The organism is Rhodoferax ferrireducens (assembly GCF_031458075.1).
GTDB lineage: Bacteria > Pseudomonadota > Gammaproteobacteria > Burkholderiales > Burkholderiaceae_C > Rhodoferax_B > Rhodoferax_B ferrireducens_A.
The window spans coordinates 354,105-381,083 of sequence record NZ_JAVDXT010000001.1; the positions used below are offsets into that span (position 1 = coordinate 354,105).

Genomic DNA, 26,979 nt, shown 5'->3' on the forward strand with positions numbered 1-26,979 from the left:
TTGGGGAGGCAGCTGGCGTACACAAAGAGGCGGGCTGCAAGATCGGCAGGCTGTCTGCTGACAGCAACTCGATCGTCTAAATTCGGTCGCGCGTCGTCTGGCGGCTGGTTTCGGCGTGCAAGGTCTTGAAATACGCGCGTGCCTCGTCGCAGTCCTTTGCGATGCCGATTTGAAGGGCGTCCAGACTGTCGTATTTCAGTTCGTCATGCAGTTTGTGCAGCAGTTCCACGCGGATGATTTTACCGTAGGCCCCCTCGGGGCCCAGCGCGGCGGGCCAGTCCAGGCAATGGGTTTCCAGCAGCACCCGGCCGCCGTTGATGTCGTTCGGGTCCAGCGAGGGGCGGATGCCCAGGTTGGCCACGCCGACCAAAGGCTTGGCATCCAGGCCATGCACCAGTACCGCGAAGATGCCGCTGGCGGCGGGTTTCCAGTGGGCAAAGCGCAGATTCAGGGTGCGAAAGCCGTCTTCGCGGCCGGCGGCGGACTCGCCTAGCTGCCGACCCAGCTTGCGGCCGTGCACTACATGGCCGCTGATGCTGAAGGGGCGGCCCAGCAGCCGTGCCACGTCTTCCATCCGGCCTTCGACCAGGGCGGCGCGCACTTTGGAGCTGGAGACGCGGGTGCCGTGCACCTCGTAGCTGTTCATCCGCGCCACGTCGAAGCCCAGGGCTTCGCCTGCCGCGTCCAGCATCGCGTAGTCGCCGGCCCGCTTGGCGCCGAAGCAGAAGTCGTCGCCCACCAGCACATAGCGCACGCCCATGCCGCGCACCAGCACGTCGTCGATGAAGGCCTGGGGCGACTGGGCGGCGAATTTGGCGTCGAAAGGCAGCACCACCGTCTGGTCGACGCCGCAGCGGTGCAGCTCGGTGAGTTTGTCGCGCAGGGTGGCGATGCGGGCCGGCGCCAGATCGGGCTGGCCGGTGGCTTTGGCGAAGTAGTCGCGCGGGTGCGGCTCGAAGGTCATCACGCAGCTGGGGATGCCGCGGTGCCGGGCTTCGTTGATCAGCAGCGCCAGCATGGCCTGGTGGCCACGGTGCACGCCGTCAAAATTGCCAATCGTGAGGGCGCATTGGGGCGCGATGCCAGGGTGTTGGAAGCCGCGGAAAACCAGCATGTATCGTTATCTTTTTGATAGCGTATTGCGCCCGTGTAATAAGCGCTGTCAGCTCAATGTTCATAGAAACAATGTATATTGTGACGCAGCAGACAGATACAAGGCAGCAAAGCCTTGGGTGCATTTCCGGTAAGTGGTCGTTCAATATTGAAAGAACCAGCTCCTTTCGGCGCGCTCCGCGCCCCTAAAGGGCCGGTTCGTGGATCCAGGAGGCGTTTTCGTGAAGGTCTTGAAGCTCTCAGCCCAAGGGCTGCCCCAGTCGTGGATTTCGCTGGAGCAAGCCGTTGTCCACTACGCTGCCGAAGAGGTGCGCTGGGAGATGGGCGCGCAGGTGGCGGTGTTCCATGGCGGGCACAACGCCATCACGGGCGAGCAGTCGATCATCACTGTCAACAGCATCATCGGCACCCGCGGCGTGCCGAATATCAACCCCTTCGACCTGCGCCCCAGCCTGACCAACGCCAAACTGTTCATCCGCGACCGCAATGTCTGCGCCTACTGCGGCAACCGCTTCCACGAGGAAGTGCTGACCCGCGAACACATCAAGCCCCTGGGCCAGAAGGGCGCCGACACCTGGATGAACGTGGTCACCGCCTGCCGTGCCTGCAACCACCGCAAGAGCAACCGCACGCCCGAGCAGGCCCATATGCCGCTGCTGTACACGCCCTACGTGCCCAGCCTGTGGGAAGACTTCATCCTGCGCAACCGCCGCATCCTGGCCGACCAGATGGAGTTTCTGATGGCGCACGTGCCGAAGTCGTCAAGGCTGCTGATTTAGCCGATCCCCAGCTCAGCGCACAGCTTCTGCACCGTGGCCCGTAACTGGGCCACTTCTTCTTCCAGGGTTTCAATCCGGGCTTCCAGCCGGCTGGTGTTGCCGCTGCCTGCGGGGGCTGCGGTTGCGTTGATGTCCACCGGCCCGCACAGCAGATGCGCCCAGCGCTGCTCGCGCTCACCCGGTGCGCGCGCGAGTTTGACCACCAGCGGGCCGCCTTTTTCTTCGCTGCGCTCCAGCATTTCGTCCAGAAAACCCTCGACCGAGGAAATATCGGCAAACTTGTACCAGCGCTCGGTGTTCAGCCGCAGTTCGCCGGCGGTCTGCGGGCCGCGCAGCATCAGCAGGCCCAGGATGACGGCCGATTGCTCGGGCACGCCGATGCCGCGCTGGAAGTTGTGCTCGAAGCGCGTGACCCGGCTGCCGCTGGATTCGCGCACCAGGGCCAGGTCTTTCAATGTGCCCAGGGCTTCGGCGATCTCGGCCTCGCTGAGCGTCATGATCGGGTCGCGGCTGGTTTTCTGGTTGCAGCCACTGAGCAGTGCGACCAGCGACATCGGGTAGCTGTCGGGCACGGTACGGGCTTTTTCCATCAAGGTGGCGAGCACGCGGGCTTCGGTGGGCGAGAGGAGGGTGGTGGTCACAGGGATAATTCCGGTCAGTATGAAAAACATTGTTATTTTGATCTCTGGCGGCGGCTCGAATATGGCGGCCATCGTCCGCACCTCGCTGCGCGACGACTGGGCGCGGCGTTTCGGCGCCAAAGTGGTGGCGGTGGTGAGCAACAAGGCCACGGCCGGCGGGCTGGACTTTGCCCGGGCCCAGGGGCTTGCGGCCGAGGTGGTGGAGCACAAGGCGTTCGCCGATGCGGCCGATCCGCGCGCCGCGTTCGATGCGCAGCTGGCCCAGGTGATCGACCGCTATGAACCCGCGCTGCTGGTACTGGCCGGCTTCATGCGCATTTTGACGCCGGGCTTTGTGGAGCGCTATGCGGGGCGGATGGTCAACATCCACCCGTCTTTGCTACCGGCGTTTGCCGGCCTGGATACTTACCAACGGGCGCTGGACGCGGGCTGCTGCTTTGCCGGCGCCACCGTGCACCAGGTGACGGCCGAGCTGGACCACGGCCCCATCCTGGGCCAGGCCGTGGTGCCGGTGCTGCCTGGCGATACCGCCCAGACCCTGGCGGCCCGGGTGCTGACCCAGGAGCACCTGCTGTATCCGCGGGTGATTGCTGATTTGCTACAGAAAATATAGCTTATAGCGCAGGTGTTATCTGCGCTGGAGCCCTGTTTTCTATAAATTTCAGCATGCAGGCCAGCGGCGAGCTCAGCGGTTGAAGTTGCCTGCTTGCGCAAGATCCTTGGGGGATGACGATTTGCCCACGTGCACCGTGTACTGGCCAGCCGGTATGACCCAGGCATTGCTTGCCGTGCTCCAAACGCTCAATGGATGGTTGGCGCCCGACGGATCGATCGAGATGACGACCTGTTTGGACGCGCCGGGTGCCAATTCCACTTTCTGGAACCCGGTGAGCCGCTTGGGTGGCTGGGCTGCACCCACGCTGCTGGCGCTGGCGGGCAAGGACAGGTAGACCTGGACGACTTCGGAGCCGGCGAGCGAGCCGGTGTTCGTGACCGTGGCCTTGACCTCATAGGAGCCGGTGGTGGCGTTGCGCGTCACACTGGAGGCGCCCACGTTGAAGCTCGTGTAGGACAGGCCGTGGCCGAAGGGGAACGCAACGCAGGGATTGCTGCCATTCACCACCGCGCACTGGCCGCTGACGTTGCTGTCGTACCAGCGGTAGCCGATGTTCAACTGCTCCGAATAGGTGACGGTCTGGGTTACGCCGTCGGCCGCCACCACACCCGGGAACTGCTGTGTCGTCAGGTTGTCCAGGAAGCCCTTGCCAACATAGGGAAAGGTGACCGGGAGTTTGCCCGAAGGGTTCTTTCGTCCGAACAGCAGGTCGGCGACGATGTTGCCGTCTTCCTGGCCTGGGAACCAGACTTCCAGGATGGAAGGGCCGGAAGCGCCCACCAGAGCGGGGTCCATGGCAACGCCGGCGTTGTCCTTCAGCACCAGGGCGGTCTTTTGGGCCATGGCCTTGGCGGTGGTCGAGGTGGCGGCCATGATGGCCTTGAGCATGGCGACGGTATTGCTGTTCTTTACCGCATTCGTGCCGGTGGCCGTGGCGGGAGTGGTAAGCGAAGACGATGCATACCAATCGAGGCTGCTGCCGTCGGCAGCGCTGGCGCCCGCAGCCAGGGGCACGGTGGTGGAGGAAAGCGAGCTGCCGTCTTTGGTGGTGGCGCGGTCTGCGCCCTCTTCGGCGATGGTGCCGGCCATCACGATGACGGCGTCGGCGCCTGCGGCAGCGGCTGTCACATCCGCAAAGGACGCGGACACGCCGTCGATGGTGGCCGTTGCATTGGCGTCGTCGACGAGGATCAGCTGTACCGATGCCGTGGTGTTGCCCAGAGTTTTGAGCATATTCTGGATGCCCTCCAGCGGCGCCACGGTGTAGTTGGGTACCACGTCGGAACTGCCGCCGCCGCCGCCCATGGCCTTGCCGACCATGGCACCGCCCGCCACCGCCTGCTGGGCATAGACCTGCGAAGCCTTGCCAATCAGCACCAGCTTGGCCACGGAAGATGCAAACGGCAACGCACCGTTGTTTTGCAGCAGCACCGCCGCCTTGGTGCCAATGTCACGTGCGGTCTGGCCGTTGCTGGCGAAATCGATAGGAGTTTGTTTCAGCGGGCGGTCAAAGATGCCCCACTTGAACATCTGCGTGTAGCGGCGTTCCAGAGATTTGTCGAACATCGCTGTCGTGATGGTGCCGGCGGTGAGTGCCGCCGTCAGGTTGGTCTTGGACCAGAACTGCGGAATCGGCATTTCGTGGTCCATCCCGCCCAGCATGGGCCCGACCGTGCTTTTCACCGTGAAGAAGTCAGACTGTACGTAGCCGGTAAAACCCCAGTCATCGCGCAACACGCCCGTGAGCAAGGCCTTGTTTTCGCATGAATTGAGGCCGTTGACCGAGTTGTACGCGCACATGATGGATGCCGCCTTGCCGTCCTTGACCGTCATTTCGAACGGCAGCAAATAGATTTCCCGCAACACCTGCGGGTCGATGGTTTCCTGGATCTTCATGCGGTTGGTTTCCTGCTCGTTACCAACGAAATGCTTGGGCATGCCGATCAATCCTTTGGCCTGGACGGCCTTGACCTCGGCCACACCCATCGTGCCGGTCAGGTACGGGTCTTCACCGAAATACTCGAAGTTGCGTCCGAGGATGGGCAGGCGGGCCATGTTGACACCCGGCGCCTCGAACACATGCAGCGCCAGGTTGTTCATTTCGGTACCGATCACATCGCCGTAGGCGGTGGCAACACCTGGATCGAATGAAGCTGCAGCGGAAATGGCCGAGGGCAGCGCCGTCGCTTTGGCCGACGTGGGGTGGGAATAGGCCGCGGTGAAAGACTTGGTACCGGCTTTGACCTCGTCGTACACGCTCTTCGATACACAGTCGTTCTGGCCCAGGCCGACCGGGCCATTGGTGATCCGGAAGGTCGGAATATTCAGTGCCGCGATTCCGCTCACATGCCGCGCGCCATAGCATTCTGGCAACTCGGGCAACAGCTCGGGCATGCTGCCGGTCAACTGCTGCATCTTCTGCTCGGTGGTCATGGCTTGCACCAGCAGCTTCGCCCGTTGGTTGGCGATGGCCTCCTTGGCCGCATCGGTGCTGGCGGCGGTTTGCTGGGCGACAAGGGAGGGCCTCATCCACGGATTGCCGTTGTAGCTGTCGGAGCCGCCACAGGCGACGAGTCCAACGGCCAGAGCTGTTCCCAAGGCCAGGGCGAGTGCGGTTTTTTGGGGGAGCAGGACTTGCCCCAGGCTCTGGTTGGACGAGGGAAGGTGTGCAACGGCTCGCTGTTTTGTACGCATTTTTGTCTCCTGGTTGTGAAAGCGGAACCCAAAGCAGGAGTGGGACTGGTGTCGATCCCTGGTTTGGTAACGTTAACTTTTATTGTTATCGTTAACAATTTGGAGGTCAATGCAAATAACTCAGAGTTATCCCTAGGTTGGCGTTTGCCTAAACGCTGGCGCGTTCGATGATCGTGAAACCGATGTCGATGGTGCGCTGGGGGACGGCGCGGCCTTCGACGCGGTCGACGATGCAGCGTGCGGCCTCAATGCCGATCTGCATGCCGTCTATGCGCACGGTGGTGAGCGCGGGGTGCAGGTCGCGGGCAAAAGCCAGGTCGCCAAAGCCCATCACCGCCAGCTCTGTGGGCACGGCGATGCCCAGCACCTGGGCTTCGGTCAGCACGCCCAGGGCCAGCATGTCGGAGCTGCAGAACACCGCGTCAAAGTCGGTGCTCTGGGCCCGCAAATCCCGCAGAGCGCTGCGGCCGCTGCCCAGCGTGGTGGGCGCCGGCACTTCCTGCACCCATGGTTCGGCCAGGCCCAGGCTGAGGGCGGTGGCGACAAAGGCCTGGCTGCGGCGCTGCGCGCGTTCGTCGTCGCCGCCGATCACCGCCAGCCGGCGCCGGCCGTGCGCATGCAGATGCCGGCACACGGCCTCGGCCACCGCGCTGTGCGAGAAGCCCACCAGCATGTCGATGGGCTCGGGGCTCAGATCCCAGGTTTCCACCACGGGGATGCCGGAGGCCAGCAGCCGGCGCCGCGCTTCGGCGGAATGCACCACGCCGGTCAGCACAATGCCGTCCGGCCGGCGGCCGATGATGGCGCCCAGCAGTTCGTCCTCCAGCGGCTCGGCATAGCCGCTTTGGCCCAGCATCAGCTGGTAGCCGTAGCCACGCAGTGCCGAGGTCAGGGCTTGCACCGTTTCATTGAACACCGGGCTGACCAGGGTGGGGATCAGCGCTGCGACGAGCCGGCTCTTGTTGGAACGCAACCCGCCGGCCAGCAGATTCGGCACATAGCCGGTGGCGGCGATGGCGGCCTGCACCTTGGCCAGGGTGGCCGGCGGCAGCCGGTCCGGGGTGTTGATGGCACGCGAAACCGTCATCGCCGAGATGCCGGCCAGCAGGGCCACGTCGTTCACCGTGACGCTGGCGTTGCGCCGTTTGCGTTCGGGGGGCTGGATGGGCGGCGGTGTCTCGGTCATAGCCGCGATGGTAGCCGTAACAAGCCCGCAGGCATGCAGCTCCCCGGGGAGCGCTGGCCCGGCGTGCAGCTGCCGCTATCAATGCTATTGAATATGTAGCCGGTTGCGCACGTTGAATAAGCGCTGGAGCCTGTTTTTATGCTGTAACGCTGACGGTGGAGCCAGTGGCCGCGCTGGCGCTGCCCGCGGCCATGTTGGTGTATTGCTTGAGCAGTTGCTGCGCCAACTGGTTCAGGTCGATGCTGTCCGAGCCATTGCTGCTGGCAGAGGCTTTTTGCAGGGTGTCCATGGCGCTGTCGACCTGTTGGGCCAGGGTGTCGATCTCGCTGTCGCTGAGCTGGCCATCGCGGTTGCTGTCGATGGCCTGCAGCAGGGCTTCCATCGTGCCGGTGGCGCTGGTCGTGCCGTTGGCGGCGCCGGCCGCGGCTTCGGCAGCCGAGACGATGCCGTCTTTGTTGGTGTCCAGCGGGTCGTAGGTCGTGTCGGAGCTGCTACTGCTCGGTGGCGGGCCGGCGGGGGGCGGGTCACCGGCGCCTTGCGGGCGGCCGGCATTGAATTCGGCCTCGCTCAGCTTGCCATCGCCGTCGGCGTCCAGGCTGGCAAAGCTGTCGTTGCTGGCCCGGGTCTGGGCGAACTCCATGGTGGAGGGCAGTGGCACGATGCTGGTGATGCCGTTGACCAGCTCGTCGGCGTTCAGGCTGCCGTCGGCATTGCCGTCGAGCTGGGTCATCAGGCCCGCAGCGGTGTTGGTGTTGGTGATGCCGGTGCGCTCCGACACCTTGTCGAGCAGGGTTTGCAGCTCGTTGCTGTCGACGCCGCCGCTGCTGTCCACATCCACCTTGGCGAAGAGTTTGTCTTTGTTGCCGCTGCGCGGGGCGTTGGCGGCGGCCCATGCGCTGCTGCTGTTGCTGACACTGCTGATGCTGGACATCATGGTTCCTTTTCAAGCGCACATCGAAGGGGCTGCCACCTGGGTGCGCAGCGCTAGGTGGCTATCTGATTCTTCCGCCTTGCTGTAAACGGGGTTTGTCCGGCATGTATCCGGCTTGGTACAAATCGCGGTTTAAGCGCCGGAAAAGAAAGGTAAAGACATGCCTGTTTATGTCTTCAAGGGGGTGTTGTCTACCTACACTTTTCGGCGAAATGGACGATATATGAAGCCCTCTCGGCAAATTTTGGTGGTGGATGATGACCACGGCATCACCAGCTTGTTACAGGATTACCTGTCGGGTTTTGAGTTTTGTACCCACACGGCACACGACGGACCCGGCATGCGCATGCAGCTGGCCGCACAGCCCATCGACCTGGTGGTGCTGGACATGATGCTGCCCGGCATCGACGGTCTGAGCCTGACCCGCGAGCTGCGCCAGCGTTCCCGCATTCCCATCATCATGTTGACGGCGTGCTCGAATTCGCACGACCGGGTGCTGGCGCTGGAGATGGGCGCCGACGACTACATGAGCAAGCCCTTCGAACCGCGCGAGCTGGTGGCCCGCATCAAGACCGTGCTGCGCCGCGCGGCCACGGTGCACGACCGGATACTGCAGGAGGTGGGCAGCGACGTGGTGCACTTCGACCACTGGGTGCTGCACCGCCACGAGCGGCGCCTGACCTCGCCCACCGGCCTGGTTGTGCCCTTGTCGAATGCCGAATTCCGCCTGCTCTGTACCTTCTTGAGCCGGCCGCGCCGCCTGCTGAGCCGAGACCAGCTGATGGAGCAGGCGCGGGGCCGGGCCATGGACGCGTTCGAGCGCAGCATCGACTTGCTGGTGTCGCGGCTACGGCAAAAGCTGCGTGAATCGCCGGATGCGCCGTCCATCATCAAAACCGTGCGCGGCGCGGGTTATATGTTCAACGCCAGGTCGGTGCAGGGCCAGCCCGCGTGGCCGCTCTGAGGCGTTTACTCCGGCGCCTGTTGCCGTCCAGCCTGTTCGGGCGGCTGGCTTTGCTGCTGTCGGTCGCGGCGCTGGCCAGCCATGGGTTGGCATTGACCATGCTGTTCCAGCTGGGCCCTCCGCCGGACCTGCGCATGGAGCCGCCCCCCGCTGCGGCGCCGCTGATGCGCCCGGTGTCCAAGCCTTTCATCGAGTTCCACCGGCAACCGCCACCGCCGCGTCCGCCGGAGGGTGCGGTGCTTGGTCTGCCCGGTGTATGGCTGGATATTGGCGTGCGCCTGGCGGCCCTGGTGGTGGCGGCCTGGATTGGCGCGCGCTGGCTGTCGGCGCCAATTCGGCGGTTGGCCTGCGCCGCCAAGGCCCTGGGCCAGGATATCGACCACCCGCCGCTGCCGGAGGTAGGGCCGTCGGAATGCCGCGATGCCAGCCGTTTGTTCAACCAGATGCAGTCGCAGATCCGCCAGCAGCTGAACGAGAGCGACCGCTTCGTCGCGGCGGTATCGCATGACCTGCGTACGCCGCTGACGCGGCTGCGGCTGCGCGCCGAGGCGCTGGGCGACTGCGCGCAAAAGCATGCGTTCCAGCATGACATCGTGCAGATGGACCAGATGATCACCGCCACGCTGGACTATCTGCGCGGTACGGCACAAGAAGAACCTTTGGTACAGCTGGATGTGCAGTCCCTGGTCGAATGCCTGGCCGACGACCAGCTGGCCGTGGGCCACGAGGTCAGTGTCGGTGGGGCGGCCGCGCCGCTGCCGGCGCAGTTGTCAGCCCTGCGCCGTTGCATCGGCAACCTGGTGGATAACGCCATCCGCTATGGCGGTGCGGCCCATATCCAGCTGCTGGACAGTGCCGAGCAGCTGTGCATCGAAGTCCACGACCGCGGGCCGGGCCTGCCCGAGTCGGAGCTGGGCAAGGTGCTGGCGCCGTTCTACCGCTTCGAGCTGCCGCGCTACGGCCAGCGCGGCCCGGTTGGCCGCGATATCGGCGTGGGGCTGGGCCTGTCGATTGCGCACGACATTGCGCGCCGGCACCAGGGCACGCTGTTACTGCGCAATGGCGAGACTGCCGGGTTGGTAGCCAGCCTGCAGCTGCCGCGTCAGCCGGCTTGATCGTTCGCTGGTTCGTCCGCCACGCGGCGAAAGCGCGGCTGGCGCAGGCCGTCAACCACCACTTCTTCCAGGAACATGGCCGCCGGCCTCACCCACAGGCCGTGTTCACCGTACAGCGCGCGGTACAGGGTCATGGGTTCCAGGGTCTCGCTGTGGCGTACCGTGCCGACCACGTCGTAGAGCATGCCTTTGTAGTGGCGGTAGCGCCCGGGAGGGGTGGTGATGAGTGGGGGCAGGGTGGTGTCGGGCATGGCAAAGGCGGGCTTGGAAAGGGCGGCGTGGGACAATCGGGGTTATGCATCCTAAAGACTTCCTCGACGAGTGTTCTGAACTCGTACGCCTCGCACTCCAATTTGAACACCCCGCCGACTCGGTGGTTTCGCGGTTTTTCCGCGACAACCGCTCGTTGGGCCCACGCGAGCGCGCCACCCTGGCCGAAACCGTGTACACGGTGTTGCGCAAGAAACTGCTGTTCGACCACCTGGCACCCTCGGGCAGTGGCTCCAAGCAGCGCCGGCTGGCGATCCTGGGCTTCCATGGCCCGCGCGACTTCCTGTACGCGGCCCTGAGCGACCAAGAAAAGACCTGGCTGGAGAATTGCGACCAGGTCAAGACCGAAGACCTGCTGGACCGGCACCGCCACAACCTGCCCGAGTGGCTGGTGCAGCCGTTGAAGGAGCAGTTGAAAGACGAGTTCTGGCCGCTGGTGGAGAGCCTGGTCCATGGCGCTGGCCTGGATTTGCGCGTCAACGCCTTGAACGCCAAGCGCGACGATGTGCAAAAAGAGCTGGCCAAGGCCGGTATCCAGTCGGTTGCCACCCCGTATTCGCCCATGGGCCTGCGCCTGACCGACAAGCCCGCGCTGACCAAGCTCGATGCCTTCACCCGCGGTGCCATCGAGGTGCAGGACGAGGGTTCGCAGCTGCTGGCCCTGCTGCTCGACGCCAAGCGCGGCGAGATGGTGGTCGATTTCTGTGCCGGTGCAGGGGGCAAAACCCTGGCCATCGGTGCGGGCATGCGCAATACCGGGCGTTTGTACGCTTTCGATACCTCGGGCCACCGGCTGGACGCGCTCAAGCCCCGTCTGGCGCGCAGCGGCCTGTCGAACGTGCATCCGGCCGCCATCGCCCATGAGCGCGATGACCGTATCAAGCGCCTGAGCGGCAAGATCGACCGCGTGCTGGTCGACGCACCGTGTTCCGGCCTGGGCACCCTGCGCCGCAACCCGGACATGAAATGGCGCCAATCGCCCAAGGCGGTGGAAGAGCTGGTGGTCAAGCAGACCGCGATTCTGCAAAGCGCCTCGCGCCTGCTGAAGTCTGGCGGGCGCTTGGTGTATGCCACCTGCAGCATCCTGCCGCAGGAAAACGAAGAGATCGCGCTGGCGTTCTCGGCCGCGAATCCAGATTTCGTACCCCTTGAAACCGCCGAAGTACTGACCCATCTAAAGGTGGAGAACGCGGCCAGCCTGTGCAGCGGTCCGGTCAGCGGCGGTGAATTTTTGCGCCTCTGGCCGCACCGGCATGGCACGGATGGCTTCTTTGCGGCGGTTTGGCAGAAGAAATAACACGTTAACCGGTGTGCAACTAGGGGCGGGGCACTAGGTAATTTCAGCCCTCTAACTTAGAATAGAAGGCTTGCCGGCATTTTTGTACAGCTCCGGCTTTATTAAAACATTGAGGCTTTTTACCTATGTTGTTACCCGATTGGGCTGTGTTGAATGCAGCTGTTGACTGGCTTTCCAACGGACTGTTGAACTTGTCCTGGTGGGAAATCGTGTTGTACACGCTGGTCACCACCCACATCACGATTGCCAGCATCACCATTTACCTGCACCGCCACCAGGCGCACCGGGCGATGGATTTGCACGCGCTGCCGGCCCACTTTTTCCGCTTCTGGCTCTGGCTGGCTACCGGCCAGGTGACCAAGGAGTGGGTGTCTATCCACCGCAAGCACCACGCCAAGTGCGAAACCAAGGACGACCCGCACAGCCCCGTTGCGCACGGCATCAAGACCGTGTTCTGGACCGGTGCCGAGCTGTACCGCAAGGAATCCAAGAACCTGGAAACCATCGCCAAGTTCAGCCATGGCTGCCCGAACGACTGGATTGAGCGCAACCTGTACAGCCGCTTTAGCTGGCAAGGCGTGGGCCTGATGCTGATTTTGAACCTGGCCTTGTTTGGTGCCGCCGGTTTGACCGTCTGGGCCATCCAGATGGTGTGGACCCCCTTCTGGGCTGCCGGTGTCATCAACGGTATTGGCCACTACTTTGGCTACCGCAACTTTGAAGCTCCTGATGCCAGCACCAACGTTTCGCCCTGGGGCATCATCATTGGTGGCGAAGAGCTGCACAACAACCACCACACCTATCCCACGTCGGCCAAGTTCTCGGTGAAGCCCTACGAATTCGATATTGGCTGGATGTACATCTGTGCCCTGGAAAAAGTCGGACTGGCCAAGGTCAAGAAGACCCCACCCAAGCTGCAGTTGGGCGCTATCAAGCCCGTGGCCGACGAAAAAACGCTGGAAGCGCTGATCGCCAACCGTTACGAAGTCATGGCCGGTTTCGCCCGCGAAATGCGCCAGGCCTGCAAGGCCGAGCTGGAAACCATCAAGGCCCGCAAGGGTGATCTGTCGGCCCTGCAAGCCGCCAAGCGCTGGATGCACCGCGATGCCGAAAAGGTGCCCGCAGCCGCCCAACCGCAGCTGGCCCAGGCCCGCGCCGCCCACCCCGTGCTTGACAAGATGGTGGTGATGCGCGAAGAACTGCGCCAGATGTGGCTCAACACCTCACAGTCGCGTGAACAGCTGACCGCCGACCTGCAAGCCTGGTGCCACCGCGCCGAAAGCAGCGGTATCGAAGCGCTGCAAAAGTTCTCGATGAAACTGCGTGCCGCCCACGCCTGATCGAGTTCACGACTCTCCATGTAAAAAGCCCGCAATAGCGGGCTTTTTACATTTCCAGAAACACCGCGGAACCGGCTTCGCCAGGCCGCTGGTGTTGCCCCCCTGCAAGGGGGTGGCGAAAGACGCGCAGCGCTGCAGCCTGGGGGTGAGCCTATTACCCCCACACGTCCAGCGGCGGCTCGGTGGCCACGGCCCGCAAGATGTCGGTGCGCGACACAAAGCCGATGACCGTGCCGCCTTCATCCACCACCGGCAGGCCGGGCAGCCCGGTGTCGAGCAGCACCTGGGCGACGCGGCGGATGTCGGTGTCGGACGAAACGCTGGCTACCGGCGTCCACATGGTCCCGGACACCGGTTGGGCCATACGTACCGCCCAGTCGTTGGCGTCCAAGGGCACGGCAGCGTCGGGTGTGGATGCGACGACCCGGCCGGGGCGGAACAGATCGGCGCGCAGCAGGATGCCCACCAGGCGGGCATTTGCGTCCAGCACCGGCACCTGGGCAATCCGGTGTTGCGCCATCAGGTCGGCTGCTTCGGCCAGCGAGGTGTCGGCGCGGGTGGTGACGGCCGGCTGGGTCATCAGCAGGCCGACCCGGTCCAGCGGCTGGCGTGGCGTGTCAGGCTGGCTGGTCTGGGCATAGGCGGCGACGGCGGTGCTGGGCAGCAGCGGCATGGGCGCGGACGTGGCCGGTTCTACCGGAGGGTTCTGCAATTCCGGCAGCAACTCCATATCGTTGGGTTCGATGCGGCGCATGCGCGCAATCGCATGGACTTTGTCGATGTGCCGCAGCTGTTCCATGGTGCCGGTAAACACCCGACCCGTAACCCCGTAGACCGAAAACATGGACCAAGCCCTCCTGTGCTGGCGCAAATTACCACAACGGCCGCGCTGGGGCTAGCTTAGTCCGGCTCGGGCAGGCATTGCGACTGGGCGGCGACCAGCACCCGGGCGCTCGCATCCTCGACCCAGCCGATCACCCGCAGCCGGGCGGCTTGCGCGCCTTCGGGCACGGCCAGGGGGCGGATTTCCTTCCAGCTGCCAGCGGCCGCGTTCCAGTCCAGCACCAGGGTGTTGCGCACCAGGTTGCGCTCTACCGGCGTGCCGTCGGTGCCGGGGGCAATGGTTTCCACCAGCGCCAGCCAGGCTGTCAGCGGGCCGTCGATAGGCCCGGCGGGCTGTAGCTCGATGGAGGTGCCGATGTAGCCGCCCAGTGCCGGGCCGCGGGCTACCCGCAGCAGGGCCTTGCTGGGCTGCAGCGGGGCATCTGGAAGCTCGGCCTGGCCCAAGGCTTGCAGCCGGTCCAGCCCGTCCTGGCGGGCTGCGGCGGACAAGGGGGCTTCGTCACCCTGGGCGCTGGGCACGATCCAGTCCAGCGCCACGGTGTCTGCGCCCGGCTGCGCCGCTTGCGGGTCGGACCAGCAGGCTTCGCATTCGGCACTGGTAAAGCGTTCCAGCAAGGCGATGGGTGCGGGCTGGCCGTCGCTGGAGCAGGCCTGCTGGGCCCAGGCCGCGGGACTCAAGGCCAGCAGCAGGGCGGCTTTCCAGAGGGGAGGGGTGCCAGACATGGGGGTTCCTACAATCGGGTGATGTTTTCAGCAAATACTAACTTCGTCGCAGACAACGCTCCGCTCTTACACAACCTGAACCCGGAGCAACTGGCGGCGGTCACCTTGCCGACCGGGCATGCGCTGATTCTGGCCGGGGCGGGCTCCGGCAAGACCCGCGTGCTCACCACCCGCATTGCCTGGCTGCTGCAGACCGGCCGGGTCACTCCTGGTGGCATCTTGGCCGTGACCTTTACCAACAAGGCGGCCAAGGAGATGGTGGTTCGCCTGGGCACCATGCTGCCGGTGAACGTGCGCGGCATGTGGATAGGCACTTTCCACGGCCTGTGTAACCGCCTGCTGCGCGCCCACTACAAGCTGGCGAACCTGCCATCCACCTTCCAGATTCTGGACACCCAGGACCAGCTCAGCGCTATCAAACGTCTGATGAAGCAATTCAATATAGACGACCAGCAATACCCTGCCAAACAAACCCAGTGGTTCATTGGTAACTGCAAGGAAGAGGGTTTGCGCCCCGACGCGGTCGAGGGCCACGACCCGCAGACCCGCAAGAAGGTCGAAATCTATGCGCTGTACGAAGAGCAGTGCCAGCGCGAAGGCGTGGTCGATTTTGGCGAGCTGATGCTACGCAGTTACGAACTGTTGCGCGACCACGATTCGGTGCGCGAGCACTACCAGCGGCGCTTTCGCCACATCCTGATCGACGAGTTCCAGGACACCAACAAGCTGCAATACGCCTGGATCAAGATGCTCAGCGGCTATGGCGCCAAGGACCTGGCGGCCGGCACGTCCATCCCCGGCGGCAGCGTGCTGGCGGTGGGCGATGACGACCAGAGCATTTATGCCTTCCGTGGCGCGCGGGTCGGCAATATGGCCGACTTCGTGCGCGAATTCGGCGTCACCCAGCAGATCAAGCTCGAGCAGAACTACCGCAGCTTCAGCAACATCCTGGACTCGGCGAACCAGCTGATCAGCCACAACAGCAACCGTCTCGGCAAAGACTTGCGCACCGACCAGGGCCCGGGCGAGCCGGTGCGGGTGGTCGAGAGTCCACGCGACCTGGACGAAGCCCAGTGGATCGTCGACGAGGTCAAGCAACTGGTACGCGATGGCATGGCGCGCCAGGAAATCGCCGTGCTGTACCGCAGCAATGCGCAAAGCCGTGTCATCGAGACTGCGCTGTTCAACGCCGCCATTCCCTACCGCGTCTACGGCGGCCTGCGCTTCTTCGAGCGCGCCGAAATCAAGCACGCGCTGGCCTATCTGCGCCTGCTGGAGAATCCGAACGACGACACCAGCTTTCTGCGGGTGGTCAACTTCCCGCCGCGCGGCATTGGTGCGCGCAGCCTGGAGATCTTGCAGGACACGGCCCGCAGCAGCGGCTGCTCGCTGCACGATGCAGTGAGCGCGATCCCGGGCAAGGCTGGCGCCAACTTCGGCGCCTTTGTGGCCAAGCTCGACGTGCTGCGCGAGCAAAGCCAGGGCCTGAGCCTGCGCGAGATCATCGACCTGGTGCTGGACCACAGCGGCCTGCTGGCCCATTTCAAGGCCGACCGCGAAGGCGAAGACCGCGTCGAGAACTTGGAAGAACTGGTCAACGCCGCCGAAAGCTTTGTCTCGCAGCAAGGCTTTGGCCGCGACGCCGTGGCCTTGCCGGTGGACGAGCTGGGCGTGCCCCTGACCCAGTCGCCGGCCAGCCAGGGCCTGGACCCGAACACCCCGGCCACTGAGGGCTTTATCGACCAGGACAGCGGCGAAACCCTGTCGCCGCTGGCCGCCTTTCTGACCCATGCCGCGCTGGAAGCCGGCGACAACCAGGCCAAGGCCGGCCAGGACGCGGTGCAGCTGATGACCGTGCATTCGGCCAAGGGCCTGGAGTTCGACGCGGTGTTCGTCGGCGGCATGGAAGAGGGTTTGTTCCCGCACGAAAACTCGCTCAGCGACCGGCAGGGCCTGGAAGAAGAGCGCCGCCTGATGTACGTGGCCATCACCCGTGCGCGCCAGCGCCTGTACCTGAGCTTCTCGCAAAGCCGCTTGCTGCACGGCCAGACCCGCTACAACCCGCGCAGCCGCTTCTTCGAGGAGCTGCCCGAATCGGCGCTGAAGTGGATTACCTCCAAGACCTCGGGTTACGGGTCGTCCAGCTTTACTCCTAAATCCATAGCTGCTGGCGCTGGTGGATACAGCGCTGGAGGCCGATTTAATAAGGAGGATGCACCCTTCGCCAGCCCGCCCGTGCCACCGCAGAAAGAGGCGCCCAGCCACGGCCTGCGCGTTGGCATGAAGGTGTTCCACACCAAGTTCGGCGAAGGCAAGGTGAATCTGCTGGAAGGCAAGGGCGACGATGCGCGCGCGCAAATCAACTTCCCGCGCCACGGCGTGAAGTGGCTGGCGCTGAGCGTGGCCAAGCTGACGCCGGTGCCGTAACAGCTTTGTCTTCATAGCGTCATACACAGCGTGCAGCATGGTGGGCACCCAACCCAAGGAGCCCGCCATGTCAGACCTGCAAGAATTCCACGTTGGCGACTGTGTTGTGTCGCTGTTTGCCAAACCTATGATCGACGGCACCTGGCTGGCCAAGGTCGGCATCGCGCTGCACTACGGCATGCCCATCCCCAGCGAACGCGTGTTCAGCTTCGATAACCCGTTCACCTCCGAAGACACGGCCCTGGCCCACGCCCGCGAGCAGGGCATGCGCATGGCGCGCGACCCGGTGGCCTATCTGCAAATGGCGGCTTGAGGCCCTCCGCCCATCCACCGTGGCGTAGCGCTGCCATAGGGTAATGCGCGGTTATCTGGTTGCTACCGTTGCGGTGGCTTGGGGCTGCCAGCCGCCGCCGAGCGCCTTGAAGGCTGCAACCGCCGCGCGTGCGGATTCGGTTTGCGCTTGCGCCCGCATGTCGGAGGCACGCAGCAGGCTCTCGTCGGCTTGCAGGACTTCGACAATGCTGACCACGCCTTTCTGGTACGCCGCAAACGATGCCCCCCGGGCTCGGCTGAACGAATCCACCCCCCCAGCCAGTATGCCGGCCTGGTCCTCGCGTTTTACCAGGGCTGAGAACGCGTTTTCCACATCTTCCGTCGCATGCAGGATGGCCAGCCGATAGCCGGCCAGCGCCTCGGCCTCGCGGCCCTTGGCCAGATCGATCTGCGCGTTGATGCGGCCAAAGTCGAACAGGCGCCAGCGAAGGCCCAGCACACCGGCGGCCTGGCTTGCGCCGCTGGTGAACAGGTTGCCGCTGGACACCGAGGTTGCGCTGCCTATCAACCCGCTCAACGAGAGCTTGGGGTAATACTCGGCAATCGCCACGCCGATGCGCGCGTTGGACGCAGCGAGGCGGCGTTCGGCCACGATCAGGTCGGGCCGGCGCCGGAGCAGATCGCCCGGCGAGCCGGTGGACGCGATCTGCGGGGCGCTGGGGATAGCGCCTGTATTGGCAAGCTCGGCCCGGTATGTACCGGGCGACTTACCCAACATCACATCCAGCGCGTTCATCGCCGTATCCAATCCCGCTTCGAGCACCGGTATAGATGCCCGTACCTGGGCCAGAGCACCTTCGACCTGGCGCACTTGAAGCTCGGCGGCCAACCCCTTGTTGTAGAGCAGTTGGAGGGTGGACAGCAGGTCTTGCTGTGTCTGCACCTGCTTCCGGGCAATCCCGAGGCGGGTTTGCAGTCCGCGGATGCCGATATAGACATCGGCGGTCTGTGCCGCCACCGCCAGGCGTGTTGCCGCCGCGCCGGCTTCCGATGCCTGGTATTCGGCAACGGCCGCCTCCCGTTCGCGGCGCAGGCCACCGAACAGGTCCAGCTCCCATCCGAGGCCCAGGTTGGCCTCATAGGCATTGCCATAACGGTCCAACCCAGGCCTTGCATTCAAGACCTGCCCCAATGGCGTTTCAACCGATTGGTAAGCCCGGGCACCCTGGGCGCTGATGGTGCCGGAAGGCAGCAACGCGGCATTCGCGGCGCCGAGCCCGGCGCGGACCTGGGCGACGCGGGTAGACGCCTGCGCGAGGTCCAGATTCTGCTCCAGTGCCAGCGTGACAAAGCGGGTCAATTGCGGGTCGCCAAAGCCCTCCCACCACACAATCAGGTCAGCTGTCGTGCTGGCATGCCGTTGCGCGACTGCCGTTTCACCCAGGTAGCGATCTGGCATGGGCGTGTCGGGTCGGGCATAGTCTGGCCCGACGGCGCAACCGGCTGAAAGGCTGGCGATGGCCAGCATGAGGAGAGTGCGTTTTAGCATGGGCATCTTCCGCGAAGTGGATGGATTGGATAAATGGATTGTGACTATATTACAATATGGTCACTGGTTGTGCAAGTTTACGACAAGGGTTAAGCTGTTGGATATGAATAAAGCAACTACTGCGGCGAGCACGGGGCGCGGCCCGGTCGATCACGATGTGCGGGACCAGATCGTCACCGCGGCCACCGACCACTTCCGCCTGTATGGCTACGAGAAGACGACAGTCTCCGATCTCGCCAAAGCCATCGGGTTTTCCAAGGCTTACATCTACAAGTTCTTCGAATCCAAGCAAGCCATCGGCGAAGTGATTTGTGCAAATTGCCTGCAACAGATCGAAGCAGATGTCATGGCGGCGGTGGACGGGGCCGACCGCGCCCCCGAAAAGCTGAGGCGTATGTTCAAAGCCGTGGTCGAGTCCAGCCTTCGCCTGTTCTTTGAAAACCGCAAGCTGCATGACATTGCAGCCTCGGCCGCCAGCGAACACTGGGAGGCGGTACGCGTGTTCGAGGGACGCATCCAGGCCATTCTGCAAGACATCCTGCGCCAAGGGCGCGAGAGCGAGGAGTTCGAGCGCAAAACGCCGCTGGATGAGACCGCTATGGCCATCCAATTGGTCCTGCGGCCCTACCTGAATCCGGTGTTGCTGCAGCACAGCTTGGATTACGCCGCAGGCGCACCGACCCAACTTTCCAGCTTGGTGCTGCGCAGTCTGTCGCCATAAGAAGACTAAATTGTTTGTGACTATTGACAATATTAGTCACTAGAAACACAATGAAATCCTGTTTAGTTTTTTTACGGGATTTCTATGCGCCGCCGCCTCGCTTTCACTGTTCTTGTCTCCGCGTTGCCGTTTGCATTGATCGCATGCAACGAGAAGACGCCACCTGACCCACGCACTGCAGTCCCGCTGGTGCGCGCTGCTAGCGTGCAAAACGCGGTCTCCGCGTCCCGTGCGTTCACCGGCAGCGTTGCCGCCCGGGTGCAAAGCGATATGGGCTTCCGCGTCGCCGGCAAGGTATTGGAGCGGTTGGTGGATGCCGGGCAAACCGTGAAGCGCGGGCAGCTGCTCATGCGCATCGACCCGGTCGATCTGAAGCTGGCAGTCCATGCGCAGCAGGAGGCTGTCGCTGCCGCCCGGGCGCGGGCGCAGCAATCAGCGGAGGACGAGGCCCGCTACCGCGATCTGCGCGGCACCGGTGCCATATCGGCGTCAGCCTACGACCAGATCAAGGCGGCAGCGGATACCGCCAAAGCCCAGCTGAATGCGGCGGAAGCCCAGGCCGAAGTTGCGCGCAACGCGAGCCGCTACACCGAACTGCTGGCGGATGCCGATGGTGTCGTCATGGAAACGCTGGTCGAACCCGGCCAGGTCGTCAGTGCGGGACAAGTGGCGGTACGCCTGGCCCATGCCGGACGCCGCGAAGCCATCGTCCAGCTGCCAGAAACCTTGCGCCCTGCGGTCGGCTCCGTCGGCCAGGCCGCGCTTTTTGGCAAAGAAGGTGTGACCGTTCCAAGCAAGCTCCGGCAGTTGTCGGATACCGCAGACCGGCAGACCCGCACCTTCGAAGCCAGGTATGTGCTCGAGGGAGAGCTGTCCAACGCCCCCTTGGGCAGCACGGTCACGATCCAGATTCCGGAGGCACAGGCCGCTGTGCAAGACGGTTTGCGGGTACCGATGGGCGCGCTGTTCGATGCAGGCAATGGACCCGGGGTTTGGGTCATCAAGGGAGAGCCAGCCAAGGTGTTCTGGCGGCCGGTCAAAATCCAGCGTCTGGATGACGATAGTGCCCGTGTCGTGGGCTCGCTCAAGCAGGGTGACAGCATAGTCGCGCTCGGCACGCACCTGTTGCGCGACGGTGAGCAGGTGCGCGTGGCGGGTCAAGGCACCTCCGTTGCGGGAGCGCGGCCATGAGCGAAGGCCGCTTCAACCTCTCCGCGCTGGCTGTACGCGAGCGTTCCATCACCTTGTTTCTGATCTGTCTGATCTCGCTTGCGGGGCTTTTTTCATTCTTCAAGCTGGGGCGGGCAGAAGATCCGTCTTTCACGATCAAGACGATGACCATCGTCACCGCCTGGCCTGGAGCTTCGGCGCAGGAAATGCAGGACCAAGTCACTGAGAAGCTTGAAAAGCGCATGCAGGAATTGCGCTGGTACGACCGTACCGAAACCTTCACGCGACCGGGTTTAGCCTTCACTATCCTGAACTTGCAGGACAGCACCCCCCCTGCGGAGGTCGAAAAGGAGTTCTACCAGGCCCGCAAGAAGCTCGGCGACGAGGCAGGCAACCTGCCGTCCGGTGTGATCGGACCCATGGTGAACGACGAATATTCGGACGTCACCTTTGGGCTGTACGCACTCAAGGCCAAGGGCGAGCCGCAACGCTTGTTGGTACGCGATGCAGAGACGCTGCGCCAGCGGCTGCTGCACGTAGCGGGTGTCAAGAAGGTCAACATCATCGGCGAACAGCCTGAGCGCATTTATGTCGAGTTCTCGCATGAACGCCTGGCAACGCTGGGGGTCAGCCCGCAGGATGTGTTCACCGCGCTCAATAGCCAGAATGCCCTGACGCCGGCCGGGTCGGTCGAAACCAAGGGCCCGCAGGTATTCATTCGCCTGGATGGCGCTTTCGATGCACTGCAAAAGATCCGCGATACGCCAGTAGTTGCACAAGGCCGCACGCTGAAGCTGTCGGACGTCGCCACCGTGAAGCGTGGTTACGAAGACCCGGCAACCTTCCTGGTGCGCAACGGCGGCGAGCCAGCCTTGCTGTTGGGCGTCGTGATGCGCGACGGCTGGAACGGGCTTGATTTGGGCAAGGCGCTGGACAGCGAGGTAGGCGCCATCAACGCCGAGATGCCACTGGGCATGGGCCTGACCAAAGTGACGGACCAATCCGTCAATATCAAGTCGGCGGTCGATGAGTTCATGGTCAAGTTCTTTGCCGCGCTGCTGGTGGTCATGGTGGTGTGCTTTGTGAGCATGGGCTGGCGCGTCGGTGTCGTGGTCGCCGCGGCCGTACCGTTGACGCTGGCGGTGGTATTCATGGTGATGATGGCAACTGGCAAAAACTTTGACCGCATCACCCTGGGGTCTTTGATTCTGGGGCTGGGCCTGCTGGTGGACGACGCCATCATCGCCATCGAAATGATGGTGGTGAAGATGGAAGAGGGTTACAGCCGTGTTGCCGCCTCTGCCTATGCATGGAGCCACACCGCGGCGCCCATGCTCTCGGGCACGCTGGTGACGGCGGTCGGTTTCATGCCCAATGGTTTCGCACCGTCGTCTGCGGGTGAATACACCAGCAATATGTTCTGGATCGTCGGCATTGCCCTGATCGCGTCCTGGGTGGTGGCTGTGGTTTTCACGCCCTACCTGGGCGTGAAGATGCTGCCGGACGTCAAAAAGGTCGAAGGTGGACACGAGGCTCTGTACAACACGCCACGTTACAACCGCTTCCGCCGGATACTGGGGCAGGTCATCGCCCGCAAATGGCTGGTCGCTGGTTCGGTTGTGGCTCTGTTTGTCCTGTCCGTGCTGGGTATGGGTGTGGTGAAGAAGCAGTTCTTCCCGATCTCCGACCGGCCAGAAGTGCTGGTCGAAGTACAAATGCCCTATGGCACGGCCATCACGCAAACCAGCGATGCTTCGGCGAAGGTGGAAGCCTGGCTGGCCAAGCAAGAGGAAGCCAAGATCGTCACCTCCTACATCGGCCAGGGCGCGCCGCGATTCTTCTTCTCGATGGGGCCGGAGCTTCCCGACCCGTCGTTTGCCAAGATCGTCATCCGTACGGACAACCAGGGCGAGCGTGATGCACTGAAAACCCGGCTGCGCCAGGCCGTTGCCGACGGACTGGCGCCCGAAGCACGGGTTCGCGTCACCCAGCTGGTATTCGGCCCGTATTCGCCATTCCCTGTGGCTTACCGTGTGACGGGTCCAGACCCGGAAAAGTTGCGTGGCATAGCTGCCGAAGTGCAACAAGTCATGGCGGCCAGCCCGATGATGCGCACGGTCAACTCTGACTGGGGCACACGTACACCCACGCTGCACTTCCGCTTGCAGCAAGACCGCTTGCAGGCGATGGGGCTGAGCTCGAGCGCGGTAGCGCAACAGCTGCAATTCTTGTTGACCGGTGTGCCAGTGACTGCGGTGCGCGAAGACATTCGTACCGTGCAGGTGGTGGTCCGTTCGGCTGGAAATATCCGGCTCGACCCGGCCAAGATTGGGGACTTCACACTGGCCGGCGCCAATGGACAACGCATTCCGCTGTCACAAGTGGGTGAGGTGGAAGTGCGCATGGAGGAACCTATCGTGCGCCGGCGCGACCGCGTGCCGACAATCACCGTGCGGGGCGACATTGCCGATGGCTTGCAGCCGCCAGACGTGTCGACCGCCATCACCAAACAACTGCAGCCCATCGTGGACAAGCTGCCGAGTGGCTATCACATAGTGGAGGCTGGCTCCATTGAAGAATCCGCCAAAGCAACCCAAGCCATGTTGCCGCTGTTTCCCCTCATGCTGGCGATCACTTTGCTGATCATCATTTTGCAGGTGCGGTCCATGTCCGCAATGGTGATGGTCTTCTTGACCAGTCCGTTGGGCCTGATTGGCGTGGTACCAACGCTGTTGCTGTTCCAGCAACCGTTCGGCATCAATGCGCTGGTGGGGCTGATTGCACTGTCCGGCATTTTGATGCGCAACACGCTGATTCTCATCGGACAAATCCACCACAACGAGCAGGAGGGGCTGGCGCCGTTCCAGGCCATCGTCGAGGCCACGGTGCAACGCGCCAGACCCGTCATCTTGACTGCCTTGGCCGCCATCTTCGCCTTCATGCCGCTGACGCACTCGGTGTTCTGGGGCACCCTGGCTTACACGCTGATCGGAGGCACCTTGGCGGGAACCGTCATGACGCTAGTGTTCCTGCCGGCCATGTATTCCATCTGGTTCAAGATCCGACCAACCCCATCGCAGCAGTGATTTATCTCTATTCAATAAAGCAAACAAGGAACAACTATGTCGAACTCTAAAGTTGTCGTTATTACCGGCGTGTCATCGGGCATCGGACGCGCCACCGCCATCCAATGTGTCCAGCAAGGTTGCCAGGTATTCGGCACTGTGCGCAGCATGGCAAAAGCACAGCCCATACCGGGCGTTGCACTCATTGAGATGGATATCCGTGACGAAGCGTCGATTGAGCGCGGAATCCAGACCATCATCGCCCAAGCCCAGCGCATCGATGTGCTGGTCAACAGTGCGGGTGTGACCCTGCTGGGCGCGACGGAAGAAACCTCGATTGCCGAAGCCCAGACGCTGTTTGACACCAATCTCTTCGGCCTCTTGCGTACGATCAAGGCCGTGCTGCCGCAGATGCGTGAGCAGCGTTCTGGCCGCATCGTCAACGTCAGCTCGGTGCTGGGCTTTCTGCCTGCGCCGTACATGGCGCTCTATTCGGCCTCCAAGCATGCCGTTGAAGGCCTGTCCGAGACCCTGGATCACGAGGTGCGCCAGTTCGGCATCCGCGTGGCACTTGTCGAACCATCCTTTACCAAGACCAATCTGGATCTCAACGCGCCCCAGACCGTGGCCAGAATCGCTGACTACAGCAGGGAGCTTGGCATCGTCTCCAAGGCAATCCAAAACAATGTCCAAAAAGCGCCCGGGCCGGATGGGGTTGCCGCCACGATTGTCGAAGCCGCGCTGGGTGCATGGAAGATGCGGCGTACACCCAAAGGCGAGGCCTCTCTGCTGGCCAAGCTGCGCCGCTTCATGCCAGCCGGCCCGGTCGAGAAGGGTCTACGGAAGACGTTCGGGCTGGCCTGAACTGTCGGGGCGGGCCTCGGCCTAGATCGGCACAACTTGCCATAAAAAAGCCCGCTGGCATCGCGCCAGCGGGCTTTTTGCTGTGCAGTCCCAGCAGGGGATATGCCCACTCAGGTGCCGATGCGGCCGCCGTCGATCTTGGTGATCACGATGGTGGCCGAGCGTGGGCGCTTGCCGGCGCCGTAGCCGGCGTTGGCCGGCCATTGGCTGGTGTACTTGGCCGGGTCGTTGACATCGGCCATCTTGGTGGTTTCGCCCGGGTGCTGGATGTTGATGAACAGCGCGCGGCCGTCCGGCGTTTCGCACAGGCCGGTGATTTCGCAGTCCTTCGGGCCCACCAAAAAACGCTTCAGCGTGGCCGGGGTGGCGGCGCGGCCCACATAGGTGTCGATGCGCTTTTCGCTGCCGTCGGTGCGCTTGTAGGCCAGGGTTTTCTTGCCGCCATCGCCCACCTTACCGGGCATGCCGGCCAGCAGCATGCAGTTGGTCTTGTCGGTGTAGGCGCTGTCGTCGGTCTGGATCCAGCACAGGCCGGTGGCTTCGCTAAAGGCCAGGCCGTCGGGGGCCGACATATCGTTCTCGTCGGTCAGGCCGGACAGATTGACCAGGCTCTTGTCGGCATCGGCTTCGGCGGCGAACAGGTAGACGTCCCACTTGAAGGCCGTGGCCGCTGGCGTGGCCTGGGCGGTGCGGATGATGTGGCCGTTGACGTTGCCCTTGCTTTCCTTGCCGTCCTTCATGTCGCTGTAGCTGCGTGGGTTGGCGGCGTCGGTGGCCATTTCGCCGTCCACCGTGCGGTTGGCGTTGTTGGTCAGGCTCATGTAGAACTCGCCGGTGCGCGGGTTGATGCCACCCCACTCGGGGCGGTCCATCTTGGTGGCGCCGGCGGCGTCCGCGGCCAGGCGGGTGAAGATGGCGATGTCGGCCGCGGTCTTGAATTCAAAGTCGGGGTTGGCGGCGATGAACGGGTTGTTCAGCGACAGCTCCAGCCATTCGCCCGTACCGTCGGCCTTGAACTTGGCCGCGAACAGCGTGCCCTGGTCCAGGTATTTGTCGCCAGCAGCCAGGCGGTCGGCGGGATTCGCGTCGGCTGCATCCCACTTGGCGGCGGAGACGAACTTGTACATGTATTCGCCGCGTGCGTCGTCGCCCATATAGGCCACCACGGGCTGGCCGGCCACCGGCTTGGCGAAGCTCACGCTTTCGTGGGCAAAGCGGCCCAGGCCGGTGCGCTTGCGCAGCGGCTGTTGGGTGTAGGCGTCGAGCTCGACCACGTAGCCGAAGGTGTTCATTTCGTTGCGGTAGTCGTCACGGGCGCTGGCGCCGCTGGCGCTGTTGTTCCAGCGCACGTACTGGTCGGCCGTGCCGCCGCTTTCCCAGCCGTGGCGGCTGGCGGCGCCGGCGATCCGGCCGTAGCGCTGCAGGCCGGCGACCGACGGGTCTTTCTTGCCGCGCTTGTCGTCGTCCTTGGCATCGCGGAAGAAGTAGCCGTACCAGTTTTCTTCGCCCGACACGAACGTGCCCCAGGGCGTTTTGCCGGTGCCGCAGTTGTTCAGGGTGCCGCGGCAGCGGGTGGCGTCAGGGCTGAACTTGGTCACCAGGTGCGCGCTGCCCCGGGCCGGGCCGTGCACCACAGCTTCGGTCATGGTGGTGATGCGGCGGTTGAAGGCTGAGCTGGGCTGGTACTTCCAGGCGCCACCGGCAGCGGCCACTTCGACCACCGACAGGCCGTGGATCATCAGTTCCTTGTCGACCTCTGCCGCGGGGCGGGGCAGGCTGGTCTTGCCGCCGTTGGCGTGCAGGAAGTGCGAGGACAGCTTTTCATCGGTGGTGGCTTCGTGGTTCACCGCCAGCAGGCCGCGGTTCACCGCGTTGCGTGAGGGCTTGCCGCCAGCGTCCAGGCCAAACCATTCCATGCCGTCGTGGTGGTCGCCGGCGCGCTTGTCGAAATCGGTATCTGTGCCGTCGTTCTTGAAGGCCGCGGCGCCGCCCAGGATAGGGTCGCCCAGGGCGTAAATGATCTCCACCTTGTAGCCGGCCGGCACCGTCACCACGTCGGCCAGGCCCTTGGGCACGGCATTGAAGGCCAGCAAGCGCTCGTTGCCCGCGCCCATGCTGTGTACCGCGCCGTCGGTGGCGCAGCCGGTCAGGGCCACGCCGCCCAGCAGGCCGGTGGCCAGCGTGCCGACACCGCCGCCCAGCAGCTTGCGGCGACTCAGGCGGGTGTCGAGCACCGCGTCGAAATGCGGGTTGGCCGAGCGGTTGGAGTCTTCGTCGTTGAAGTCGATGCGGGTGTCTGTGGTCATGGTCGTGGGTTGGTATGTAAACCGCGCGATCATCCTTGTGCCATGTGACAAAACCGTGAAATACCCATGACAAAAGTAAACGGATCGGCCTG

The 26,979-nt window shown here is 63.6% G+C and carries 22 protein-coding genes; 12 read left to right on the forward strand and 10 right to left on the reverse strand.

The genetic code is table 11. The annotated features are described in order from the left end of the window. Positions 1 to 76 precede the first annotated feature (76 nt). Complete coding sequence (locus J2X19_RS01750; RefSeq protein WP_116605962.1) at positions 77 to 1,114, reverse strand: bifunctional riboflavin kinase/FAD synthetase; 1,038 nt, start codon at positions 1,112 to 1,114, stop codon at positions 77 to 79. Between the two features lie 220 nt (positions 1,115 to 1,334). Between J2X19_RS01750 and J2X19_RS01755 the strand changes: the two genes are divergently transcribed. Continuing rightward, a complete protein-coding gene (locus J2X19_RS01755; RefSeq protein ID WP_092758048.1) occupies positions 1,335 to 1,892 on the forward strand; it encodes an HNH endonuclease in 558 nt (185 codons plus the stop codon). Here the strand turns inward: J2X19_RS01755 and J2X19_RS01760 are convergent. Beyond that, positions 1,889 to 2,563: a YceH family protein gene (locus J2X19_RS01760; protein ID WP_116605963.1), complete on the reverse strand. Its 675-nt coding sequence runs from the start codon at positions 2,561 to 2,563 to the stop codon at positions 1,889 to 1,891. The two genes, J2X19_RS01755 and J2X19_RS01760, sit on opposite strands and share 4 nt — an antisense overlap. Between J2X19_RS01760 and purN the strand changes: the two genes are divergently transcribed. Beyond that, positions 2,553 to 3,146, forward strand: a complete 594-nt coding sequence (gene purN, locus J2X19_RS01765; RefSeq protein ID WP_116605964.1) for a phosphoribosylglycinamide formyltransferase — start codon at positions 2,553 to 2,555, stop codon at positions 3,144 to 3,146. The genes J2X19_RS01760 and purN overlap by 11 nt on opposite strands. A 72-nt stretch (positions 3,147 to 3,218) precedes the next feature. On the opposite strand, the gene J2X19_RS01770 is transcribed toward purN, so the two are convergent. The 3 genes from J2X19_RS01770 to xopAW form a co-directional block, all read right to left on the reverse strand. Beyond that, a complete protein-coding gene (locus tag J2X19_RS01770; protein WP_310370069.1) occupies positions 3,219 to 5,843 on the reverse strand; it encodes a beta-glucosidase family protein in 2,625 nt (874 codons plus the stop codon). Between the two features lie 148 nt (positions 5,844 to 5,991). Continuing rightward, entirely contained in the window at positions 5,992 to 7,029 is a 1,038-nt protein-coding gene (locus J2X19_RS01775; RefSeq protein WP_310370071.1) for a LacI family DNA-binding transcriptional regulator, read from the reverse strand. Positions 7,030 to 7,165: 136 nt separating this feature from the next. Next, positions 7,166 to 7,960 carry a XopAW family type III secretion system calcium-binding effector gene (gene xopAW, locus J2X19_RS01780; RefSeq protein WP_310370073.1) on the reverse strand — a complete coding sequence of 265 codons (795 nt, stop codon included), beginning with the start codon at positions 7,958 to 7,960 and terminating at the stop codon, positions 7,166 to 7,168. A 223-nt stretch (positions 7,961 to 8,183) separates the two neighbouring features. Between xopAW and J2X19_RS01785 the strand changes: the two genes are divergently transcribed. Both J2X19_RS01785 and J2X19_RS01790 read left to right on the forward strand, forming a co-directional pair. After that, positions 8,184 to 8,924 carry a response regulator gene (locus tag J2X19_RS01785; protein ID WP_116605968.1) on the forward strand — a complete coding sequence of 247 codons (741 nt, stop codon included), beginning with the start codon at positions 8,184 to 8,186 and terminating at the stop codon, positions 8,922 to 8,924. Continuing rightward, positions 8,912 to 10,039, forward strand: coding sequence for an ATP-binding protein (locus J2X19_RS01790; RefSeq protein WP_310370076.1), 1,128 nt, complete (start codon positions 8,912 to 8,914; stop codon positions 10,037 to 10,039). The genes J2X19_RS01785 and J2X19_RS01790 overlap by 13 nt, the downstream gene beginning before the upstream one ends. Here the strand turns inward: J2X19_RS01790 and J2X19_RS01795 are convergent. After that, positions 10,027 to 10,290, reverse strand: coding sequence for a DUF1653 domain-containing protein (locus J2X19_RS01795; protein WP_116606125.1), 264 nt, complete (start codon positions 10,288 to 10,290; stop codon positions 10,027 to 10,029). The two genes, J2X19_RS01790 and J2X19_RS01795, sit on opposite strands and share 13 nt — an antisense overlap. 44 nt (positions 10,291 to 10,334) lie before the next feature. On the opposite strand from J2X19_RS01795, the gene J2X19_RS01800 reads away from it, so the two are divergent. Together J2X19_RS01800 and J2X19_RS01805 are read left to right on the forward strand one after the other, a co-directional pair. Then, positions 10,335 to 11,606, forward strand: coding sequence for an RsmB/NOP family class I SAM-dependent RNA methyltransferase (locus tag J2X19_RS01800; protein ID WP_310370079.1), 1,272 nt, complete (start codon positions 10,335 to 10,337; stop codon positions 11,604 to 11,606). Between the two features lie 125 nt (positions 11,607 to 11,731). After that, complete coding sequence (locus tag J2X19_RS01805; RefSeq protein WP_116605971.1) at positions 11,732 to 12,946, forward strand: DesA family fatty acid desaturase; 1,215 nt, start codon at positions 11,732 to 11,734, stop codon at positions 12,944 to 12,946. A 154-nt stretch (positions 12,947 to 13,100) separates the two neighbouring features. On the opposite strand, the gene J2X19_RS01810 is transcribed toward J2X19_RS01805, so the two are convergent. After that, the gene (locus tag J2X19_RS01810; protein WP_310370081.1) at positions 13,101 to 13,790 is read right to left on the reverse strand and encodes a CBS domain-containing protein; all 690 of its coding nucleotides are present in this window, start codon (positions 13,788 to 13,790) and stop codon (positions 13,101 to 13,103) included. A 56-nt stretch (positions 13,791 to 13,846) separates the two neighbouring features. Then, positions 13,847 to 14,512, reverse strand: a complete 666-nt coding sequence (locus J2X19_RS01815; protein ID WP_310370083.1) for a hypothetical protein — start codon at positions 14,510 to 14,512, stop codon at positions 13,847 to 13,849. 21 nt (positions 14,513 to 14,533) lie between these two features. On the opposite strand from J2X19_RS01815, the gene J2X19_RS01820 reads away from it, so the two are divergent. Next, positions 14,534 to 16,939, forward strand: coding sequence for a UvrD-helicase domain-containing protein (locus J2X19_RS01820; RefSeq protein ID WP_310370085.1), 2,406 nt, complete (start codon positions 14,534 to 14,536; stop codon positions 16,937 to 16,939). A gap of 67 nt (positions 16,940 to 17,006) precedes the next feature. Next, complete coding sequence (locus J2X19_RS01825) at positions 17,007 to 17,252, forward strand: hypothetical protein (protein ID WP_125473925.1); 246 nt, start codon at positions 17,007 to 17,009, stop codon at positions 17,250 to 17,252. Positions 17,253 to 17,303: 51 nt separating this feature from the next. On the opposite strand, the gene J2X19_RS01830 is transcribed toward J2X19_RS01825, so the two are convergent. Further along, a complete protein-coding gene (locus tag J2X19_RS01830) occupies positions 17,304 to 18,761 on the reverse strand; it encodes an efflux transporter outer membrane subunit (protein ID WP_310370088.1) in 1,458 nt (485 codons plus the stop codon). Positions 18,762 to 18,864: 103 nt separating this feature from the next. On the opposite strand from J2X19_RS01830, the gene J2X19_RS01835 reads away from it, so the two are divergent. From J2X19_RS01835 to J2X19_RS01850, 4 genes are all read left to right on the forward strand, one after another. Continuing rightward, on the forward strand, positions 18,865 to 19,482 hold the full coding sequence (locus tag J2X19_RS01835; protein WP_310372618.1) for a TetR/AcrR family transcriptional regulator: 618 nt from the start codon (positions 18,865 to 18,867) through the stop codon (positions 19,480 to 19,482). Between the two features lie 84 nt (positions 19,483 to 19,566). After that, positions 19,567 to 20,673: an efflux RND transporter periplasmic adaptor subunit gene (locus tag J2X19_RS01840; protein WP_310370090.1), complete on the forward strand. Its 1,107-nt coding sequence runs from the start codon at positions 19,567 to 19,569 to the stop codon at positions 20,671 to 20,673. After that, positions 20,670 to 23,738 carry an efflux RND transporter permease subunit gene (locus tag J2X19_RS01845; RefSeq protein ID WP_310370092.1) on the forward strand — a complete coding sequence of 1,023 codons (3,069 nt, stop codon included), beginning with the start codon at positions 20,670 to 20,672 and terminating at the stop codon, positions 23,736 to 23,738. Before J2X19_RS01840 ends, J2X19_RS01845 begins: the two co-directional genes overlap by 4 nt. Positions 23,739 to 23,774: 36 nt before the next feature. Next, entirely contained in the window at positions 23,775 to 24,581 is an 807-nt protein-coding gene (locus J2X19_RS01850) for an oxidoreductase (RefSeq protein ID WP_310370094.1), read from the forward strand. A 110-nt stretch (positions 24,582 to 24,691) separates the two neighbouring features. On the opposite strand, the gene J2X19_RS01855 is transcribed toward J2X19_RS01850, so the two are convergent. Further along, entirely contained in the window at positions 24,692 to 26,887 is a 2,196-nt protein-coding gene (locus tag J2X19_RS01855) for a PhoX family protein (RefSeq protein ID WP_310370096.1), read from the reverse strand. Between the last annotated feature and the right edge of the window lie 92 nt (positions 26,888 to 26,979).

Excerpts from the sequence above, each read along its gene's own strand:
- J2X19_RS01750 (WP_116605962.1), bottom strand. The coding sequence starts at position 1,114 with ATGCTGGTTTTCCGCGGCTTCCAACACCCTGGCATCGCGCCCCAATGC.
- purN (WP_116605964.1), top strand. The coding sequence starts at position 2,553 with ATGAAAAACATTGTTATTTTGATCTCTGGCGGCGGCTCGAATATGGCG.
- J2X19_RS01760 (WP_116605963.1), bottom strand. The coding sequence starts at position 2,563 with ATGTTTTTCATACTGACCGGAATTATCCCTGTGACCACCACCCTCCTC.
- J2X19_RS01770 (WP_310370069.1), bottom strand. The coding sequence starts at position 5,843 with ATGCGTACAAAACAGCGAGCCGTTGCACACCTTCCCTCGTCCAACCAG.
- J2X19_RS01775 (WP_310370071.1), bottom strand. The coding sequence starts at position 7,029 with ATGACCGAGACACCGCCGCCCATCCAGCCCCCCGAACGCAAACGGCGC.
- xopAW (WP_310370073.1), bottom strand. The coding sequence starts at position 7,960 with ATGTCCAGCATCAGCAGTGTCAGCAACAGCAGCAGCGCATGGGCCGCC.
- J2X19_RS01785 (WP_116605968.1), top strand. The coding sequence starts at position 8,184 with ATGAAGCCCTCTCGGCAAATTTTGGTGGTGGATGATGACCACGGCATC.
- J2X19_RS01795 (WP_116606125.1), bottom strand. The coding sequence starts at position 10,290 with ATGCCCGACACCACCCTGCCCCCACTCATCACCACCCCTCCCGGGCGC.
- J2X19_RS01800 (WP_310370079.1), top strand. The coding sequence starts at position 10,335 with ATGCATCCTAAAGACTTCCTCGACGAGTGTTCTGAACTCGTACGCCTC.
- J2X19_RS01805 (WP_116605971.1), top strand. The coding sequence starts at position 11,732 with ATGTTGTTACCCGATTGGGCTGTGTTGAATGCAGCTGTTGACTGGCTT.
- J2X19_RS01810 (WP_310370081.1), bottom strand. The coding sequence starts at position 13,790 with ATGTTTTCGGTCTACGGGGTTACGGGTCGGGTGTTTACCGGCACCATG.
- J2X19_RS01815 (WP_310370083.1), bottom strand. The coding sequence starts at position 14,512 with ATGTCTGGCACCCCTCCCCTCTGGAAAGCCGCCCTGCTGCTGGCCTTG.
- J2X19_RS01820 (WP_310370085.1), top strand. The coding sequence starts at position 14,534 with ATGTTTTCAGCAAATACTAACTTCGTCGCAGACAACGCTCCGCTCTTA.
- J2X19_RS01825 (WP_125473925.1), top strand. The coding sequence starts at position 17,007 with ATGTCAGACCTGCAAGAATTCCACGTTGGCGACTGTGTTGTGTCGCTG.
- J2X19_RS01830 (WP_310370088.1), bottom strand. The coding sequence starts at position 18,761 with ATGCTAAAACGCACTCTCCTCATGCTGGCCATCGCCAGCCTTTCAGCC.
- J2X19_RS01835 (WP_310372618.1), top strand. The coding sequence starts at position 18,865 with ATGAATAAAGCAACTACTGCGGCGAGCACGGGGCGCGGCCCGGTCGAT.
- J2X19_RS01840 (WP_310370090.1), top strand. The coding sequence starts at position 19,567 with ATGCGCCGCCGCCTCGCTTTCACTGTTCTTGTCTCCGCGTTGCCGTTT.
- J2X19_RS01845 (WP_310370092.1), top strand. The coding sequence starts at position 20,670 with ATGAGCGAAGGCCGCTTCAACCTCTCCGCGCTGGCTGTACGCGAGCGT.
- J2X19_RS01850 (WP_310370094.1), top strand. The coding sequence starts at position 23,775 with ATGTCGAACTCTAAAGTTGTCGTTATTACCGGCGTGTCATCGGGCATC.
- J2X19_RS01855 (WP_310370096.1), bottom strand. The coding sequence starts at position 26,887 with ATGACCACAGACACCCGCATCGACTTCAACGACGAAGACTCCAACCGC.